This is a genomic window from Streptomyces axinellae (assembly GCF_039532135.1).
In the GTDB taxonomy this organism is placed as follows: Bacteria; Actinomycetota; Actinomycetes; order Streptomycetales; family Streptomycetaceae; genus Streptomyces; species Streptomyces axinellae.
In genome coordinates this window covers 192,782-210,075 of record NZ_BAAARJ010000002.1, presented here as the reverse complement: position 1 = coordinate 210,075, position 17,294 = coordinate 192,782, and the positions used below count along the sequence as shown (strand labels likewise).

Below are 17,294 nucleotides of genomic sequence, written 5' to 3'. Positions count from 1 at the left end.
AATACACCCACAGACGCACTTCTGACCAGCGGAAATAGCGAACTGCTACTGGACTGGTGGCATCTGGACCTCGACTACCCCCGGCTGGGTAGGAGCATGTACATCGACGAGAAGTCCAGTGCCGACCCGGTCCGCAACGTACTGCGTGCTGCGACGGAGTCGGTGTGGAGGAACGGCAGCGGCCGGAAGACGGAGTCGCAGATGTCCTGCGTAAAAGACCGTCATCCCGGCGAGATCGACCCTGCTTTCGAGCCAAGTTGGAAAGTCTCATTGTCGCCGTTGCGGCCCGTACGAGTGTGGCCATTAATGCCATATTGACGAACGGCCCATCGAATATTAGCGTCACATTCGGCAGACATTTTCGCCTACGTTTCCGAGCGGGCGAAAAATCCATGTCGCAAATTGAGCGCCCCTGACGCGAGTCAGGTGCGCACCAAAGTGGCACTTGATTGGAGTTCGGAATGACCAGTCTCAGTATTGATGAATTGACTTACGCTTGGGCTGAAAAGCAAAAGGCGTGGCTCGGGGGCGGAGGCAGGGTACTCTGGATTGCCACAACGAAGGAGAACTGGGACTTATCGAAGAGTGAGTACCTCAAGAAGTGGAAGAAGGTTCAAGAGGGCCCGGGTGTACAGGTCAACTATCGGCCCGTTTCGGAGCATCTGCAGCCCATCAAAGAGTTCGGGGGGTCGAGGCGTATCGATGCTCGACACAGCAGCGTCTCCGTGAAGGAGACGATAGAATTCTCCAAGGAAGTCACGGAGTCCGTGGAAGTCACCATTACTGGAGGCTTCAAACTCGGCTACGAAGTAAGCGGGACACTCGAACTTCCTTTTGTCGCGAGTGGCGGGTTCAAACAGAGCGGTGAAATTAATTTCAGCGCAGGGCGGAAGACGTTCGGTTCGAGTAAAAGGGATTACAAGTACAGTCTTCCCGTCGAGGTCCCTCCTGGGCACTATGCTGACGTCACCATGCATGTGGACATGAAGAACTACGAGGTCCCCTTCACGGCCACTATTCCGCTGCACGGTGGGGTTGCTGTGCAGTTCGAGAGGAATATTTCCATTGACAACGAGGATCCTCATCACCGACTGTGGTGGATCCCGATTGACAAACTCGTGAGAGACCTCCAGCAATTCAATTACACGCCCAGTGTGGTAGCACAGACGGGAGCTACTGACATCTCAGGGTATAAGATCGTGCCCAATGGTGTTATTGCCAGCACGGAAGGTGTTCTGACCGCTGCCTTCGGAGCAAGCAGCGAGACTACCGTTCGCGAATACGACGCCAGTGGACACCTGGTTGGGCCACCTGCCACCTACGCCGATTCCGCAGAACACACCATCGGCGTCGAATAGATTCTGACACCGACGGCAGTTTTCTAGCTCCGCCAGCATGCCGGTTACGCGGGGCTGCACCGAGAATCCATTCCAAAAAGGAAATCAGTGCAGCCCCGCTTCGGACACGGGCAATGCTGGCAACTGACTCGGAGCGTTCGGCATGTTGGGTCGGCGCGAGTCGGCAGGACGGCGGTCTCGGTCACCTTGCAACCGGCTGGGCGCCCTCTCACCTCCGGGGCGCGGGCCGCGGTTGGTTGACCAGATGTCCGGTCCGGGATCACGCAGCCTTCTCCTCTTCGGGCCCGGAGCCTTGGGGCTCGTTGTCCGGTGAGGTCGCCCAGGGCCAGGCCGCGAGCTGGATCGTGACGGGCTGGTCGTCGTGGCGGCCGTTGCGGCACTCATCACCGGCTTTGCCGAGGGCGTTGTTCATGCGGGTGAGGAACCGGTCGTACTGCTCGTGCCGAACCACGGACGAGCCTGCGTCCTCGTATGCGTCGATGCGGGCGAACGCCAGGGCCGCGATCTCGCAGGGCAGGTGCTGGTGCTCGCTCCAGCAGGGCGGGATGACCTGGTGCGGCTGCCATGCGTAGGTGCGGTTCAACCAGCGGCACACGGAGTCGAGCCGCACCGGCATCGGTTCGAGCAGCTCGGCGGGCAGGGCTCCGATGCCCCACGGAGACGGACCGTCCACCGCGGATTCCTCGGCGCTCCGCGCAGCGACGTAGTTCGCGATCAGCGACGGCATTTCGGGGAAAGCCGCGTACCGGGCGAACGGGTTCGTGGTCACGCGGAAGCCCCTTTCCTGCTTGCCCAGGTGGCGGCGTGCGCCTGGGACTGACGCCTCTTCGCGGTAGCCCTCTCCCGGCGCTCCTGCTCGTTGGCCGCTCTGAGGTCCTGGATGTGGGCCTGGATTTCGGGCCAGGAGTCGCAGGACCACATCCCGTCCAGACGAGTAAGAACGGGTGGAAGGCTGTCCGCGAGTACGAGCGCCTGACCGTCATCGAGCCCGCGGATCTCATACCCGCGCAGGACCGGCTCCAGTTCCCTGTGGGTCGCCGTGGAGTGCCCACCGCAGCGGTCGCCGCCGGTGGTGGTCTTGGTCTTCCGCACGCGCTTGACCTGGCCACACAGGTCGGACATGTCCTTGAGGAAGGCGGGGTCCTTGGCACCGCCGAAGACGATGATGCGGTTGGTGAAGGACGCCGGCTCGTTCGCGGTGTCCTCGCCGAAGCGGGCACGGGCCGAGGCCCAGCCCTGGAGGCCGTAGATCACGGTGATGCCGCGTCCGCGGCCATCGGCGACCCGTTTCCGCAGTGACGGAATGGGGGCGACGTTCGGGGCTTCGTCCAACGCCGCGAGAAGCGGTGGGTCGAGCCGTCCCGCAGGAGAGGTGAGGGCGTGTGTTTCGGCGACGTCCAGGAGGTCTTCGGTCACGGCCGTGGTCAGCGGTGATACCGGGTTCACCTCGGAGTCCTTCAGCCACTGCGGAGCGTCGGCCGTCGCCGCGGACTCGCCGCGGACTCGTCGCGCTGCGCGATGAAGCGCTGACGCGCGCAGGGGTCGGACTTCATCTGGCGGGCCAGGACCTGGACTCGCTTGACCGGGTGCTCTTCGACGTTGCCGAAGGCGTCGAGGAGTTCGCCCCAGCGCTCCTGCGCGACGACCTGATCGCCGACCTCTGTGCCGCCGAGCCCGGGGGAGGCGATCTCCAGGGTGCCGGTGACACCCCCGGCCTCCGGTTGGAGCACGTTGACGGCCTTCTGTCCGCGGACCGTGACCGGCATCCATGCCATGCCCGCGATGCCCTCCGGCTCCACCAGGGCCGCATCCGACGGGGTGCCGTCGCGACGCACGCCGGTCTCGAAGGCAGGGGAGACCCGCACTCCACCGGTACGGCGGAGTGCCTTGCGGCGGTAGCGGTCGATCCGCCACCAGCGGTACAGCGTGCGCCGCTGGGAGGTGCCCTTGGGCCGGTACGGGGCGTAGACGATGACCAGGCATGGCGATGATCTGCGGTTTCCAGCAGCTCAGCGGTTTGATCCGCACCCGGGCCCCTGTATGGGGAGCCTCGATGACCTGGCCGTCGCCGATGTACATGCCGACGTGTTCGGGACCAGCCCTGCCGGGGACGCTGAACAGCGGGTCTCCGGGCGTCAGTTGCGAATCGCTCTTGACGGCGGTCCCGGCCCGGACTTGGTCGTAGGTGACTCGGGGCAGGTTCACACCCGCTGCGGCCCAGGCCATTTTGGTGAGCGACGAGCAGTCGCAGCCGCCCGCCCCGGTGTACGGCTTCACGCAACTGCCGCCCCACCGGCACCAGGTACCCAACGCTGCTTTCGCGGCGGAGAACGCGCGGGCGGCGCCTTTGCCTGCTGGAGCGTCCGGACGGACGGCCTCCGCCCATTTCGAGGCGAGCGCACGGATTCTCCGCACGTAGTCGCGGGTCTCGCGATACGGGGGGACGCCCGCGTACTTGATCACTGCACCGCTGCCCGCGTTGTACGCCGCGAGCATGGTGTCTGTCGGGTCGCCCGGCACGTCCTTGACCCCTTCGGCCAAGGAGCAGTCGTACGCGGCCTGCGCAGCGACGGCATCGGCGGGGTCGCGGACGTCCTTGACCCCGTCTCCGTCAGCGTCCTTGCCATGCTGAGACCAGGTCGCCGGCAGGAACTGCCGCGATACCGAGCGCCCCGACCGGTGACGTCGCGCAGGGGTTGAACTTGCTCTCGGTGTAGAACTGAGCAGCCAGCAGCGAGGCCGTGACCTGCGGACACTCGCCTGCGTGCTTGTTGACGAGTTCGCGGACCCAGCCGGGAACGGGTGCGTCCGCCCTGATGCCGCCGCCGGGACCGGTCTCTTGCGCGGAGGCGTTGTCGGCCCCGCCGAACGTGGTCGGCAGGGCGCCGCCCGAAACGACGGTGGCCGTGAAGAGCGCGAGGCCAGCTTGCACACCTTTGTTCATCGTGGCTCCGTCACGCCAAGGGCAAGTCGGTGACCCGCCGGCCCTTGGAGGTGTGCTCCAGCCGCAAGGCGAGCTGTTCGCTGCTGTGCCGCGGCCGGCCGTTCTTCGGGGTCGTCGTGAGCGTGTAGGCGACTCGAACGAGGGCCGACGACTTGTCCGCCGCGGGTGCGCCGTCAGGAGCCACAGCGGAGGCGATCTTGACCGTCTGGCGCCCTTGTCCGGCGCGAAGCACTGCCCGGGTGCGTCCTGACCCGGCCGCTTCTGGCCCAGGACATCCACCAGTTCACCCGCCGCGAACTTGGCGGCCCGCGCACCGGCGTCCGCGTACGAACGGTCCTTGCCGTCGCGGGCATCGTGCTGCGCGTACGCCTTGGTGAAGGCTCGGGCAGTCCGCTCAACCCCCGAGGCCACACCGCGCCTTGACGCCGAAGCTGACTCGCTCGCGCTCGCCGCGGCCGTTTTCTCGGCGCTCGACGAGACCGAACGGCGCTTTGCGTCCTGGGACTTCGGCTGGCCTTCATGCGGGCTGGAACAGCCCGTCGCCAAGCTCAGGGCAGGCGCGATTCCGAAAATACGGAATCAGTGAAGAAGCCAAGAAGCGCCGTGGCGTTGGCCATGCCTAGACCCTGACAGAGGTTCGCGGACAACTCGAATCAGCAGAAAGGTGGAACCTAATTCCTGGAATTAGGTTCCACCTTTCTGGGGGTCTTGTCCGTGAACCTCGAATAAGTCAGCAGCTGTGAGCCGGACTTGGTCACGCCGAGCCCTTCCCCGGGCTCAATTCGCCGCCATCGGCATATCGCTTTCTCCTGGCGCATAGCGCGGCCCACGACGACAGCCGTCACGACCCGAGGTAACCCGCGCTATTAAAGATATCCAGCTGTGACGGATAGCGCCTTTGCGTCACGTTTTTCCATTCCAGTAGAACCTGCCGCCGGCGCTTTCCGCCAGTCGAGCCGCGGCCGCAGAGCCCTGCTCGACCGATTCCCACCTCTCGGGCCGTTCTGCTCGTGCACTTGCGCTGCATGCAGCCTCATCACCGAGCCCTCAACCTGTGAGGATCGGCGCTGGAGGCCGAGTGCTGTGCCGGATCAGCGAGCGCTCTCAGTGTTGCCGCTCCAATGCGAGGAGGGCCGCGGCGATAGACGTCATTCGATTCGGGCTGCACGGCATCGGCGGAAGATCCGCCACTACTTCAAGCGGGCCGCGCCGCGCTCGACCTGTGCCCGCGCCGTTGGCGGTTTTGCCGGGTCAGGGGGAGTTCGCGGCCCGGCGGACGTCTGGGGGTCTCGTCACCCACGGGCCGGCTCGCATGGAGCGCGATCGGCGAGGGCCGGGGCGCCCCGGCGTTCGCAGACCCGGATGGTCCGATGGGTGCGGGCGGCGGCTGTCGGGTGGTGGGCGCGGCAGGGCGGTGCGGGCGAGATTCGCGGCAGCCGACCAGCGGGGTCGGTCGCCACCTGCACGTTCACCCCGTGCCGATGATGCTCACGGGAGTATTCGGCCCGGCTGTCGCGGACGGTCGAGGTGCGGGTCTGATGCGTAGGTGAGGACTGCGGTCAGGTGACGGCTTCGGCTCCTGGTCGATGCGCCAAGGGCCGAAGCCGTACGGAGCGGGGTGGCCTCAGGCGTCTTGAGCGGGTACGCCCAGGCGTCCGTCGAGTGGAATCACTTGCCGCGTGTCGGCGGGCGCCCGTTGCTGGGGTTGCTTTTGTGGGCGGTGACAGCTGGTGGCTGTATTGGGCGCCGGTTCCCGTCTGTGCTCCGAGAGCCGGATGGCTGGGTCCCTTGAACGGCCTGAGCGATGCTCCGGAAATCGGGCGGGGAGGACCGTGTGTTTCCCTGTGTGGATTCCTGGACCGGGGCGCGCGTTGAGGATTGGTCGAGTGTAGCCAGAGTATTCAACCTGTCCTCTAGTATTTTTTGCTGTTCCAGCTTGGTGATGACGTAGGCTTGACCATGTATCAACATGTCGTCAAAGTCTTCCTGCCTGTGGAACTGCCGGGCAGTACTTCTTGACGTTTTGTACCTGCTGAGCAGTGTCGCGGATGCGCGCTGGCCTACCTGTTCATGATTACTGAACTGTGTCACGCCCATAGTGGTAGCCCGGGCAGCAAGCTCGGCATCTCGCTTCTCGACCGCTTTCATCCCGTTTTCCACTTGCTTTACGTCCAGCTGAGCCGATGCCAGGTCGCGATATAGATCATCTACCAGCCGCTCCGCTTGCTCGCGTTGCTCCCAACTCGCAGCATGCTGCGCCCTCAACTTCTCGAGATCTCCTGTTTCCGGCGGCCGTGTCATCTGTCGCGTGCTCCTTCCGGGGTCCGGTGCGCTTCCTCGGCAGGTGAAAACGGGCAGACGGGGTCGGCGGTTCAACCGGGGCCCAGGGTTCGTATCGGCCTCGACTCGAACGTTTGTCGTAACGGCATGGTCTGCGAACTCTCGTGGGCACTTCAGCAGGTGTTTCACGGTTGATAGAGATCTTTGACGGCGCACGATCTCAGCGATCCGGGCCGCCATCGAAAACTGGTCGGGTCGGCCGGAGGCGGCCAGGCGGGGATCCATCGCCTGTGCCAGAACCCGGAGTTGTGTCGCGTCGAGCTTGCGGCGGACGTCGCCGGGCCCTCGGAGGTCAGCGCTTGCTGATCGCCCCGAGTCGATGCCCGCCGCCGGCGGTTCGCCGACGTTCAAGTCGCCCTGAACCGCCGGGACACTTTCCGGTCACCGAACCTCTTTCATCCTGTGCTGTAGGGGTGAAGTGGGTTGGTCAGCGGGGGCGGTGACATGGCAGAGCCCCTCGTCGTCGGCGTGGTGATCTCACCCATCACACCGGCAACCGAGGGGCTCCATCGGGTTCCGTATCCTTCCATGCTCGACGTCCCGCACGAGCTGGTCGAGCATGTCTCCTGGCTCATCTACGCCCGAAGGCGTGAACTGAACTCGACGTGGCGCACGCTCTGTTGCTTCCACCAGGCCCTCCTCGCCCTGGCACACCTGCGCAAGAACGAGACGTTCGCCCAGCTCGCGCCGGGTTCGGATCTCCGAGGCGACAGCATGGCGGTACGTGGACGAGACCATCGACGTCCCGGCCAGCTGGGAGTCCGGACTGCGCGAAGCCCAGGCCGGCCTGGGCGAGGGCGACTTCGTCATCGTCGACGGCCCGCTCATCCCGATCGACCACCTTGCCACCGATGAGCCGTACTACTCACAAAAACACCGGAAGCACGGCATGAACGTGCAGGTCATCGCACTACCGGACGAGACGCCCCTGTGGCTCTCACGGGCGACGCCGGGCCGCACGCACGACCTGACCGCGGCCCGCGCCCACGGGACCACCGAAGCCCGCCTCACCCGCCAGACCCCCGTGCTCGCCGACCGCGCCTACCAAGGCGCCGACAACACACTCCGCACGCCGTACCACCGGCATCACGAACTCCCGGAGCACCACCAGCAGTTCAACCGCGACCAAGCTCGCGTGCGCGCCCCTCGAGAACGTGCCTTCGCCCCGCTCAAGTCCTGGCGCCTCCTACGCGGAGCATGCTGCTCCCCCCGCCGCATCGGCCGTGCCGTCACCGCCGTCCACACTCTCCTGACCTGCAGCTATTCAGGATGAAAGAGGTTCCATGAGGCTCCATACGCCGCGAGAAGCGAGGTGCTGTATCGCGGCCCCGAGCCAAGGAGCGGCCGAGCCGGAGAGAAACAGCGGGGCGCACACGCTGTAGGACAGGACCACCCCAGAAGGCCGCCGCTCAGCATGGGTCAGCAGAGTGTGAGCGAAGGGCAGCCAGTTCGAACCTGGCGGCTGGAGGCGCAGGCCGATGGAGGTCAGGACGACGCGGGCAGGCATGTGGTCACGCCAGCGCTCCTGGGTTGTTCCTTTCCCGGTCGAGCGCGAGCACGCCCGCCTCGGGTGTGAAGCCGAGGCGGGCTACTCGGACTTGGACCGTGTCCTACGTGGTCAGTTGGCGGAACCGCTTGTAACAGCAGAGAGCGGATGCCAGTCCGAGAAAGGCCAGGTAGGGGAATCGCCGAGGGAAGCCCGAAAGGGGCCACGGGATGATCTTGAAGGGGCGGTGCGCGTGGCCGCAGGCCGGCGCAGACTGGTGCCGTGGAGCAGGACGGCCGAGACGCCCGGAACCCGTTGATCGGGAAGCCCGATCCTGATGAGTGTCCCGACTCGTGCACCGCGCGCGACCACGGGCATTGCTGGGCCTGCGGGGCGCGCACCAACGACCCCAGCCCTCCGTACGGTCTGTGCGCTGCGTGTCTGCGCCATGAGAGCCGGCCCTACGACTGAGTCAGCTCCAGGGCGGACGGCGTGAGCACGGTCACTCGCGGCGCTGGGCTGCCGGGGGTCGCTCGCGGCGACGTGGCCGCGAAGGGGGCCCGGAGTCCGGGCAAGTAACTCGCCGGTCCCTGTACGCCTGGGCCCGGCAGGCCGGACCGCAGTACAGGCGCCGCCGTGTCGCCCCCTTGGGGAGCACGGCGCCGCAGACGTAGCAGTACCGGCGGCGGGCCATACCTCCAGGATGGCGCTCAGTGCGGGGTGTCGGCCACGAGGGCGTTGACGCGGTTCTCGTACTCGCGGCGGGCTTTGCGCTGTGCCGGGATCGCCGGGGCGCCCTGGATGCCGTCGAGGGGACGGCAGTGGTCGAGGAGCCGGCGGTGGACGGCCGGGATGGCGCTGACGCGCAGGGTGTAGCCCTGGCCGCGTCGTACGGTCGCGCCCTGGTCGAGCGCGGCCCGCTCGGCGGGCTCCAGCTCGGTGGTGCGGAGGAAGTCGGCGACCTTGCCCGGCATGTCGAGGGTGACCGGCAGTTCCGGGGCCGGGGTGCCCTCGTGGTCGGCTGTGGTGTGCTCGGGCAGGAGGTCGGCGATGGCGGTGCGGATGGCCCCGCGGCTGACAGCGTGGTCGCGGGCGAGGGCGGCGATGAAGCGGCCCTCCAGGTATGCGGTGCGCACGGCGTCGGTCTTGTCGGACGGGACGGCAGGGCGGCGCCCGCCCTTGCTGCCCTTCGCCTCGGCGGCCCGCAGCCCGTCGTAGGTCAGCTCCCGCTGGAGGCCGAGCACCGATCGCTGCGAGCATCCCGTGACCTGGGGATTCAGCGGTCAAACTTCGCTGGCAATCGGTCAGGGTCCGCTGTCACAGGTCAGTAGTAGATGGGGAAGCTCGCGGCCACAAAGTGCTAGAAAAAAGACCGCCTACGGGAGTAACCACAGGCCGCCGTCACCCGCCGGCCCTCGCTCCGGCGTCCACGATCGGGGACTCGATTCCACGAGAGCCCTGGTCGAGACTGGGCCCGTCGGGCGCCGACACCGCCTGCCGGCGAGTCGAGACGTCCGGGCGTGCCCACGGCACCGTCGTCTCGGACGGCAAAGCATCCCGGAAGGGCCTCATGACTATGTGTGCAGAAAACACGGCCGCACGGAGAATCATGTCTGTAACCCAAGAAGGTGCTGGAGTACTGACCGCAGCCGCGGAAGAACCCCTGGATCCCTGGCTTTTGGGCCTCTTCAGCCTGTCAGGTGTCCAGGCGGCATCGCGCACACTGCTGGAATTCGTTGAGGCTGAGGTTCCGCGGAGGAGCCCGTTCACGCCTCCCAAGGCCGTAAGCCTGGAACTGTCAGGCGATGAGGGTGCGAAGTTGGATGATGTTCTCGCTGAGGTGTGTGACACGTTTGTGCGGCATGCCGTAGATACGCGGCATCCTCTTTCGATGGCGCATATGGTCCCGCCGCCGCTCGGCATATCTGTGCTTGCGGACCTGCTGATCGGTGCCACGAATCAGTGCGCTTTCATCTACGAGGAAGCACCGCTTGCCGCCACGCTGGAAAGGCAGGTCGTGGACTGGCTTTGTGCCCGTGTCGGGTACGGGGCCGGTGCGGGTGGCATGCTCACCTCTGGTGGCACGATGAGCAACCTCCTTGCGGTGCACCTGGCTCGCGAGCGGGCCCTGCAAGAGGGCCGGGATCTGACGGCGCTGCGTATCGTGGCCAGTGACCAGGTCCATGTGTCGCTGGACAAGGCCGCTTCGCTGGCCGGACTGGGCCACGATGCGATCGTCCGGGTGCCTACGGACGTGACCGGCCGGCTGCGTGACGGCGCGGTCTGCAGGCTGGCCGACGAACTGGCGAGTAAGGATCTGCATCCGTTCCTGTTTATCTGCACTGCGGGTACCGCGAACGCCGGTGTGGTTGAGCCGCTGCCTGAGTTCTTGGCCTCGGCCCGCAGCCACGGGGCGTGGTGTCACATGGACGCGGCCCTGGGAGGCATGCTGACACTGACCGATCCGGTTGCCACGTCTGACTGGTACCAGGCAGACTCCGTTTCCTGGGACCCGCACAAAACGCTGTACGCGTCGTATGCGGTGGGTTCCCTGCTGCTGCGAAATGATCACGAATCCGACAGGCTGCGTTTCCATGCCGAGTACGCGCTCAAGCGAGACTCGGATCAAGACGCCGGTGACCGGCGGCTCGAAGGCTCGCGTCGGCTCGAAGCCCTGAAGCTGTGGATGTGCATCCGGCATCTCGGGACTGCTGGATATACGCAGATCCTGCGCCGGGCGCGTGAGCGCACCACGTCCTTTGCCGAACGCATCCACAAGGCCCCCGGACTGGAGCTGGTCACGGAGCCGGACACCACCGTCGTGTGTTTCCGGCTCGTTCAGCCAGGTCTCTCACAGAGGGACGTGGATCTTCTGCACGAGCGGGTGCAGCAGGCTCTGTTCCACTCCGGACGGCTCCTGCTGTCCACGACCCGGGTGGGCGGCAGCACCGTATTGCGCGCCGTACTGCTCAACCCATTGGTAGGGCTCGAGGACCTGGACGAGGCACTGCAGCACGTCACACAGGAAACGGCCCGTCAGGCCGCCTTGCTCTGACGGTACTGGTTTAGACCGTGTCCTACATGGTCGGTTGGCGGAACCGCTTGTAAAGAAGAAAGAAGGCTGCCGGAAGGTCCTACGGCACCGGGCAGAGCCGGTGCCGTCGGCTGACTGAGCCGGGTCAGCACGGCTCATCCTGAGGCATCGGGCGGAATCTTGACCCAGAGTGTATGTATCGACGGACACTGCCCTTCACTCTGTGTGCTACTCCCGCAAGCCTGGCCCTCCGGTCAAACTCTCACCGTTCTTCAAGCTCGCCAGGTGTGGAACCGTCGCCCTGCAGGGCGAGTACTTTCGCGAGCAGACGGTTGAGTTCAGCCCTCTCACTCTGGGTCAGCGATGCCGTCATGGTGTCTTCCACCTGGCGTTGCACGGGGAGTGCTTCGTCCAGGGTGCTACGGCCTTCTGGGGTGATGTGTACAAGCTTGCGGCGCCTGTTGGTGGGGTCGAACGGCCGCATGGATGAGGGAATCCAGACCACCACGTCGGCCCGACCATAGCGGCCCTTGTCGTCCGGGACCACGGGCTGCCGCAGCTCCTTGTAGGCGCGGGCGTAGGGGGCGAGCGGGCTGTCGCGCACCAGCTCGTCCTCGAAGGAGAGCACGACCTTGGTCGGGATGCGGGTGGCGTCAGCGGTGGGGGGTGTCCCGTGCCCCTTCGCGCGGTCGGCGGGGAAGGGTGCTGCCCCTTCTTGGCGCCCATGGTGATGACGAGCCGGGCGGCGATCTCGCGCAGGCTCAGTTCCTGGTCCCGCAGGTGCAGCGCCATGCCGAGCATCTCGTCGTCGGTGACGCTCGCGCCGCCGATCCCCTTCCCCCGCAGACGAGCCGACTCGTGCCCCTCCAGCGTCCGGTCGCGGATGTACTCGCGCTCCATGCCCGACATCGCGGCGTGCACGGTGAAGACGACGCCGCCCGGGTCATGGCTGCCCTGGAGGTCGCCGGTGAGGAACTGCAGGTCGATGCTGCCCGCGCGCAGGGGCTGGGGGATGCGTCAGCCGGCGAGATTCTCCTCGACCCACTGGCGGAGGTCGGTCACAGGGATCGCGTGGCGTGCGTTGTAGGTGTCGTCCTTCGCCCACGCGACGCCGCGGCCCTGCGCGAAGACCGCCCGGTACTTCCGCGTCATGTTGTCCGGGTCGGCGGCCAGCTCGTCGAGCAGCGACGGAACCGTCCACACCACACGGCGGAACGGACGCTCCAGCACGGTCTCGAGCGTCTCGGCCAGCTCGCCGTAGGTGATGGTGTCACCGGCGAGGTAGACGATCTCGTCGCGGATGCGAGGTTCGGCGAAGAGGATGTCCGCGGTCAGGACGCCGATGTCTTCGGGCGTCGTCACGGTGACCGCCGTCTCGAGACTTCCCAGCGCGTTGACGGTGTCGTTGGGCAGGTCCACCATGCCCGAACCGGGCTCGAAGAGGTAGTTCATGAACATGCCGGTGGAGATGATGACCCACTCGGTCTGGTCCTGGGACCGCAGCAGGTCACGGACGTCCAGCTGGGAGTCGAAGATGTCCTGCGGGCTTCCTCGGCCGATGACGTCGAAGTCGACGCCGAACTGCCACGGGAAGTACCGCGGGACCCCCGCCTGGAGGGCGGCTTGGGCGACCTTCATCGGGGTCTGGAGGCCGGCGGTGATGCCCGTGCACCCGATGACCGTGTCGTAGTCGGCGAAGATGGAGGCGAACTCGTCGACGGTGTTCTTCACGAGGTCCCCTTCGACGATCTTCACGCCCAGGTTCTTGATCTCAGCGATGTCGCGCTGCTTGTCGGGTGCCGTGGACGCGAGGGCGCCGGCCCGCAGGAGCACGCTGACGGACGAGCCCTCCACGTCCTTCGCTCGTCGGACGACGTTGCGGATGACGGGCATGCCGAGCTCCCCGGCTCCGATGACGAGGATGTCCCGGGAGGTGGGGATCGAGCTGTCGTTGGTCATCTGAAGGCCCCTCTCGTGTTCGTCTTTCCCCAGTGTGTTCTTGGTCGCCGGGGTCTCGAGAGTCACCGTAGACTTTGACATCAGTGTCAAGGTCAAGTCGTCGGCTGACGAGGAGGAGCGAGTGATGAAGATCAGTGAGGCCGCCCAGAAGGTGGGAGCCCCGGCTCGGATGCTCCGCTACTACGAGCAGCAGGGGCTCATCGAGTCGTCGCGGTCGACCAACGGTTACCGCGACTACTCAGAGGGCCAGGTCGAGCATGCACGTCACGTCCGGGCGCTCGTCGAGGCTGGTCTGTCGACGAGGATGATCAAGATCGTGCTGGACATCGAGGCTCCCTCGACCCAGGACGCAGCAGGCGCGTGCACCCAGACCCTGGCAGAGGAGCTCGCTCGCGAGCTGCGCGTCGTCGAGGACAGGATCGTGTGCCTGGAGAAGAGCCGAGACGCGGTGATCGACTACCTCCGGCGAACGGGCCACGCAGACCTGCTGACCCCAGCGTGACAACCCCCGGGACCCGAGGAAGGCAGCCATGGTGGCAGGCGCCTCGGCGAGGAACCTGCGGTCGTCTTCCTCGTCGAGCCTGCCCAGGCAGGCCACCAGCAGATCGGCCTTGGAGAAACTGCTCTTGGATCACGACGTGACGCAGTGGACAGAGCTGCCCTTGTGGCGCACTCATGCGGGCGTGTGGCGGATCGACTCGACACGTGCACAGGCGGCAGGGCTCACGTGCCGTCCGTTGGCGGACAGTCGCAGATACCTGGGAGTGGCTGCGAAAGGGCGGGGCGCCGGTGGAAGACCCGCGATGGGCCGAGCACGGCATCTCTGCCGAGAAAGAGGCCGGCATCCTCGCCGCGCTCGGCCGACAGGACGGTCAGGCTTCGACGGCAAGAGGGCTTACCGCCCCGAGCCGCCGGGCCGGAGACAACGCGGAGAACTCCTCAATGCGTTCTGCCAACTCGGCCGCAGCCGTAGATCCCCTGAAAGGCGGGGCGGCCAGTTCGATCCGGGCGGCGGTCAGCCTCTCCAGCAAGCCCGCCCCACACCGTTCGGGTGACACCTGGAGAACGGGAGTAAGCACCTCCCCCTCGTTAGAGCTCGTAACACGACCACGATCCGGGCTTCTTGAGGCGTGTCCACGCACACGCGGGTCGTTGGCGTTGCGCGCCCCGAAGACGCGATGTCTTCGGGGCGCGCGGCAGGGGTTCGGGTTCAGGCGTTGTAGCCGCCGTGGGCGTCCAGCACCGCGCCCGTGACGTACGACGCGGCGGGGCTCGCCAGGAAGGCGATCGCCGCGGCGATTTCGTCGGGGTGCCCCATGCGTTGCAGGGACAGCGAGCTGAGCAGGGCCTTGAGGGTGTCGGGGTCCGGCGGTTGCATGCCGCTGTCCATCAGCCCGGCTTCCACGACGTTGGCCGTGATGTCGCGGGGCCCGAGGTCACGTGCGACCCCCATGGTGTACCTCTCGATGCCTGACTTGGTCGCCGAGTAGTCGGCAACGCCCGGGACGCCGACCCTGGAGCCCAGTCCGGAACTTACCGTGATGATGCGGCCGCCCGTGCGCAGCACTCGGGAGGCGGCCCGGATGACGGCGATCACGCCAAGGTAGTTGGTGGCGTGCATCCGGTCCAGTACGGCGGTGTCGGCGTTCGGGTCGTCCACCGTGCGGCCCTGCTCCACCGAGATCGCCGCGTTGTTGACGAGGATGTCCAGGCCGCCGAAGTGCGCGACCACGTCGTCGATCAGCGCCGGCGCCCGGCTCGTGTCCGCCTGGTCGGACTTGAAGGCGACGGCCTTGGCTCCCTTGCCGTGCACCTCGTCGATGACGGCCTGCGCCTGCTTCTCGGAGCTGACGTAGGTGAAGGCGACGTCGGCGCCCTGCTCGGCCAGCAGTCGTACGGTCGCGGCTCCCAGTCCGCGCGATCCCCCGGTGACCAGGGCGACCTTGCCCGTGAGTGGCTTGCTCATTCTTCTCACCTCGTTGGTTGATCCCTTCCGGCAGTCGCAACGTTAATTGTTACGACAGTTGGTCGCAACCTTCATTGTTACGACTGCTGTAGGGTGAAGCGTTGTGGTCGAGAGGAGGAGTCCATGAGCGCCAACAGCAAGCTGACCATCGCCGCCCACGCGCTGGCCTGGATCGGCCTCTACCAGCGCCAGGGCCATGAGGTCGCCACCTCCGAGCAGATCGCGACCAGCGCGAACACCAACCCCGTGGTGATCAGACGGCTGCTCGGCGAGCTGCGCAGGGCCGGGCTCGTGGAGTCCCGGCGGGGCGTGGGTGCGGGCTGGTCGCTGGCACGCGAGCTGGAGTCGATGACCCTGCTCGACGTGTACGAGGCAGTGGAGCCCGGCCCGCTGTTCGCAATGCACCGCGCCACCCCGGACCAGGGATGCGTGGTGGGCCACGGCATCCAGCCGGCCATGCAGAGCGTCTACGAGGCCGTCGAGGAGACCGTGAGACACGAGCTGGCCCGCGTCACGCTCGCGAACGTACTCCGGGACGTACTCGCGGCACCTCGCTAGCCTCTCCGTTACGCCCTGACATCATCAAGATCCCCATCTAAGCCCAGGCCGGCGAACAGCCTGGCAACCAGCCACGCCGAAGACCGTCGCAGTATCAGACCGTGTCCTACGGGCTCGTAGCTTGATCTCGTTACGGTGCCCTGCTTCGGCGTGACCGATGTGACGATTCCGCCGTTCGGGAGGATGTGAGCACCCGGCCGTGGATCGTGGACGACGACTCGTGGGCGCTGATCGAGCCGCTGCTGCCGCCCTGGCCGGAGAAGTCGCCGGGCCCACGAACAGTGGCGGACCGGCTGTGTCTGCGGGGCATCCTGTACGTCCCGCACAACGACATAGCCTGGCAACTCCTGCCGCTGGAGCTGGGGTTCGGTTCCGGGCAGACCTGTTGGCGGCGCCTGGAGCGGTGGCAGCAGGCCGGGGTCTTCGACCAACTGCACCGCATCCCGCTCGCCGAGCTGAACGCGACCGGCGAACTCGACTGGTCCCGCGCGCGCGTGGACGGCTCCCGCATCCGCGCAAAAGGGGGCGCCGACACTGGTCCGTCGCCAGTCGACCGACGGAAGACAGGTAGCAAGCACCACCTGCTCTGCGACGGACGCGGCACCCCGCTCAAGGTCATCACCACCGCGGCCAACGTCAACGACGTTACCCAGACCCTCGCCCTGGTCGACGGCATCCCGCCCGTGGCCGGACAGCGCGGGCGCCCGCGCTGTCCGGCCCGACTCGCTCCTCAGTGACAAGAGCCACGACTCCCACCCCAACTGCCGAGAGCTGCGCAAGCGGCGGATCTTGCCGGTCATCTCCCGCAAGGGCGCCCCGAGCATCAAGGGCTCGGGCAAGCTCCGCTACGTTGTCGAGCAGACTTTCGCCCTGCTCCACCACCAGTTCAAACGCCTTGCCGTCCGTGGGGAACGCCGAACCGAACTCCACAACGCCTTCGTCTCGTTGGCCTGTAGCCTCATCTGCTGGAGACGCCTCAAGAAGGCCCGCCCCTGATCGTGTTACGAGCTCTTCAGGATCCCCCGACGCAGTGGTCGATCAGGTTCAGCACCCTCTGGACATCCACCAGATCCGGGATTACGTAATGGGCACCGGCGGAGGGAAGTTGCTCGGCCGAAGTGGTCCCGGACGTGAGTACGTCCTGAGCGGTGGCGCATCCGGCGTCGGGGTTACCAGCCCGCATCTGTGCGGTGGCGGCTCGGGAGAGGAACTGCGCGGTGGTACGGGTCTCTCCTCGGCTCAGGACGTCTTGTGCTGCGGCGAAGGCGGTAGCGGCGCGGGCGGGGTGTCCGAGGTCGAGGTAGCAGCTGCCGGTCTGTCCGAGGATCTCGCCTGGGTTGATCCAGTACAGCCAGTGAGGGTCGTCCTCTCCTTTGCCGCGGGCGCAGAGGGTCTCGGCCTCGGCGAGTGCTGCTCGTGCGTGGCGCTCTTCGCGAAGCCGGGCGTGGCCCCGGGCCTGGCGGGTGAGGAGCATGGCGTTCAGAGCGGGTGCATCGTGGTGGGCGATGGCCTGGCGGGCGGAGCGGGCGGCGCTGATGGCGTCGCGCGGGTCGCCCACGGAGTAGCCGTGGATCGTGAGGAAGCCGAGAGCGGCTGCGCGCAGGCGGGGAGTCGCCGGAGGCGTGCGCGGCGCGCAGTGCGCCGAGGAA

15 protein-coding genes and 6 pseudogenes are annotated in these 17,294 nt (G+C 66.5%); 7 read left to right on the top strand and 14 right to left on the bottom strand.

Annotation, left to right across the window (positions count from 1 at the left end; all coding sequences use genetic code 11):
• Nucleotides 1-461: 461 nt before the first annotated feature.
• Complete coding sequence (locus ABD339_RS03320) at nt 462-1,358, top strand: ETX/MTX2 family pore-forming toxin (RefSeq protein WP_344561916.1); 897 nt, start codon at nt 462-464, stop codon at nt 1,356-1,358.
• A 259-nt stretch (nt 1,359-1,617) separates the two neighbouring features.
• On the opposite strand, the gene ABD339_RS03315 is transcribed toward ABD339_RS03320, so the two are convergent.
• The 7 genes and pseudogenes from ABD339_RS03315 to ABD339_RS03285 all read right to left on the bottom strand — a co-directional run.
• Complete coding sequence (locus ABD339_RS03315) at nt 1,618-2,127, bottom strand: hypothetical protein (protein ID WP_344561914.1); 510 nt, start codon at nt 2,125-2,127, stop codon at nt 1,618-1,620.
• Nucleotides 2,124-2,804 (bottom strand): type IV secretory system conjugative DNA transfer family protein, encoded by a 681-nt coding sequence (locus ABD339_RS03310; RefSeq protein ID WP_344562329.1) that lies wholly within the window; start codon nt 2,802-2,804, stop codon nt 2,124-2,126. Before ABD339_RS03310 ends, ABD339_RS03315 begins: the two co-directional genes overlap by 4 nt.
• 11 nt (nt 2,805-2,815) lie before the next feature.
• On the bottom strand, nt 2,816-3,223 hold the full coding sequence (locus ABD339_RS03305) for a hypothetical protein (protein WP_344562375.1): 408 nt from the start codon (nt 3,221-3,223) through the stop codon (nt 2,816-2,818).
• A gap of 190 nt (nt 3,224-3,413) precedes the next feature.
• Nucleotides 3,414-3,854, bottom strand: a pseudogene (locus ABD339_RS03300) (C40 family peptidase); the annotation flags it as partial.
• Nucleotides 3,855-3,969: 115 nt separating this feature from the next.
• Nucleotides 3,970-4,302 carry a transglycosylase SLT domain-containing protein gene (locus ABD339_RS03295; protein WP_344561912.1) on the bottom strand — a complete coding sequence of 111 codons (333 nt, stop codon included), beginning with the start codon at nt 4,300-4,302 and terminating at the stop codon, nt 3,970-3,972.
• 10 nt (nt 4,303-4,312) lie between these two features.
• The gene (locus tag ABD339_RS03290; RefSeq protein ID WP_344561910.1) at nt 4,313-4,534 is read right to left on the bottom strand and encodes a hypothetical protein; all 222 of its coding nucleotides are present in this window, start codon (nt 4,532-4,534) and stop codon (nt 4,313-4,315) included.
• Between the two features lie 872 nt (nt 4,535-5,406).
• Nucleotides 5,407-5,822: pseudogene (locus tag ABD339_RS03285) on the bottom strand (transposase family protein); the annotation flags it as partial.
• Between the two features lie 1,288 nt (nt 5,823-7,110).
• On the opposite strand from ABD339_RS03285, the pseudogene ABD339_RS03280 reads away from it, so the two are divergent.
• Nucleotides 7,111-7,915: pseudogene (locus ABD339_RS03280) on the top strand (transposase family protein).
• Nucleotides 7,916-8,252: 337 nt separating this feature from the next.
• Here the strand turns inward: ABD339_RS03280 and ABD339_RS33685 are convergent.
• Together ABD339_RS33685 and ABD339_RS03275 are read right to left on the bottom strand one after the other, a co-directional pair.
• Nucleotides 8,253-8,348, bottom strand: a pseudogene (locus tag ABD339_RS33685) (IS5/IS1182 family transposase); the annotation flags it as partial.
• Nucleotides 8,349-8,838: 490 nt separating this feature from the next.
• Nucleotides 8,839-9,372 carry a resolvase gene (locus ABD339_RS03275; protein WP_344561908.1) on the bottom strand — a complete coding sequence of 178 codons (534 nt, stop codon included), beginning with the start codon at nt 9,370-9,372 and terminating at the stop codon, nt 8,839-8,841.
• Between the two features lie 365 nt (nt 9,373-9,737).
• Between ABD339_RS03275 and ABD339_RS03270 the strand changes: the two genes are divergently transcribed.
• Entirely contained in the window at nt 9,738-11,183 is a 1,446-nt protein-coding gene (locus ABD339_RS03270; RefSeq protein WP_344561906.1) for a pyridoxal phosphate-dependent decarboxylase family protein, read from the top strand.
• A 241-nt stretch (nt 11,184-11,424) separates the two neighbouring features.
• On the opposite strand, the gene ABD339_RS03265 is transcribed toward ABD339_RS03270, so the two are convergent.
• The 3 genes and pseudogenes from ABD339_RS03265 to ABD339_RS03255 all read right to left on the bottom strand — a co-directional run bounded on the left by ABD339_RS03265 (nt 11,425) and on the right by ABD339_RS03255 (nt 13,121).
• Complete coding sequence (locus ABD339_RS03265) at nt 11,425-11,790, bottom strand: MarR family winged helix-turn-helix transcriptional regulator (protein WP_344561904.1); 366 nt, start codon at nt 11,788-11,790, stop codon at nt 11,425-11,427.
• 218 nt (nt 11,791-12,008) lie between these two features.
• A pseudogene (locus ABD339_RS34025) lies at nt 12,009-12,164 on the bottom strand (recombinase family protein); the annotation flags it as partial.
• Between the two features lie 15 nt (nt 12,165-12,179).
• On the bottom strand, nt 12,180-13,121 hold the full coding sequence (locus ABD339_RS03255) for an aromatic alcohol reductase (RefSeq protein ID WP_344561902.1): 942 nt from the start codon (nt 13,119-13,121) through the stop codon (nt 12,180-12,182).
• Nucleotides 13,122-13,245: 124 nt separating this feature from the next.
• On the opposite strand from ABD339_RS03255, the gene ABD339_RS03250 reads away from it, so the two are divergent.
• Nucleotides 13,246-13,623 (top strand): MerR family transcriptional regulator, encoded by a 378-nt coding sequence (locus ABD339_RS03250; RefSeq protein ID WP_344561900.1) that lies wholly within the window; start codon nt 13,246-13,248, stop codon nt 13,621-13,623.
• Nucleotides 13,624-13,741: 118 nt separating this feature from the next.
• Nucleotides 13,742-13,982, top strand: a pseudogene (locus ABD339_RS03245) (hypothetical protein); the annotation flags it as partial.
• 349 nt (nt 13,983-14,331) lie between these two features.
• On the opposite strand, the gene ABD339_RS03240 reads toward ABD339_RS03245, so the two are convergent.
• Complete coding sequence (locus ABD339_RS03240; protein WP_344561899.1) at nt 14,332-15,087, bottom strand: SDR family NAD(P)-dependent oxidoreductase; 756 nt, start codon at nt 15,085-15,087, stop codon at nt 14,332-14,334.
• Nucleotides 15,088-15,210: 123 nt separating this feature from the next.
• On the opposite strand from ABD339_RS03240, the gene ABD339_RS03235 reads away from it, so the two are divergent.
• A complete protein-coding gene (locus tag ABD339_RS03235) occupies nt 15,211-15,645 on the top strand; it encodes an Rrf2 family transcriptional regulator (RefSeq protein WP_344561898.1) in 435 nt (144 codons plus the stop codon).
• A 203-nt stretch (nt 15,646-15,848) separates the two neighbouring features.
• Nucleotides 15,849-16,641 (top strand): IS5 family transposase gene (locus ABD339_RS03230; protein WP_425575878.1). Its coding sequence is split into 2 segments (ribosomal slippage): nt 15,849-16,352 and nt 16,354-16,641, totalling 792 coding nucleotides; the frame shifts between segments, so codons are not numbered across the junction.
• A gap of 16 nt (nt 16,642-16,657) precedes the next feature.
• Here ABD339_RS03230 and ABD339_RS03225 read toward each other — a convergent pair.
• The gene (locus ABD339_RS03225) at nt 16,658-17,203 is read right to left on the bottom strand and encodes an NsdA family TPR-like regulatory protein (RefSeq protein ID WP_344562373.1); all 546 of its coding nucleotides are present in this window, start codon (nt 17,201-17,203) and stop codon (nt 16,658-16,660) included.
• Between the last annotated feature and the right edge of the window lie 91 nt (nt 17,204-17,294).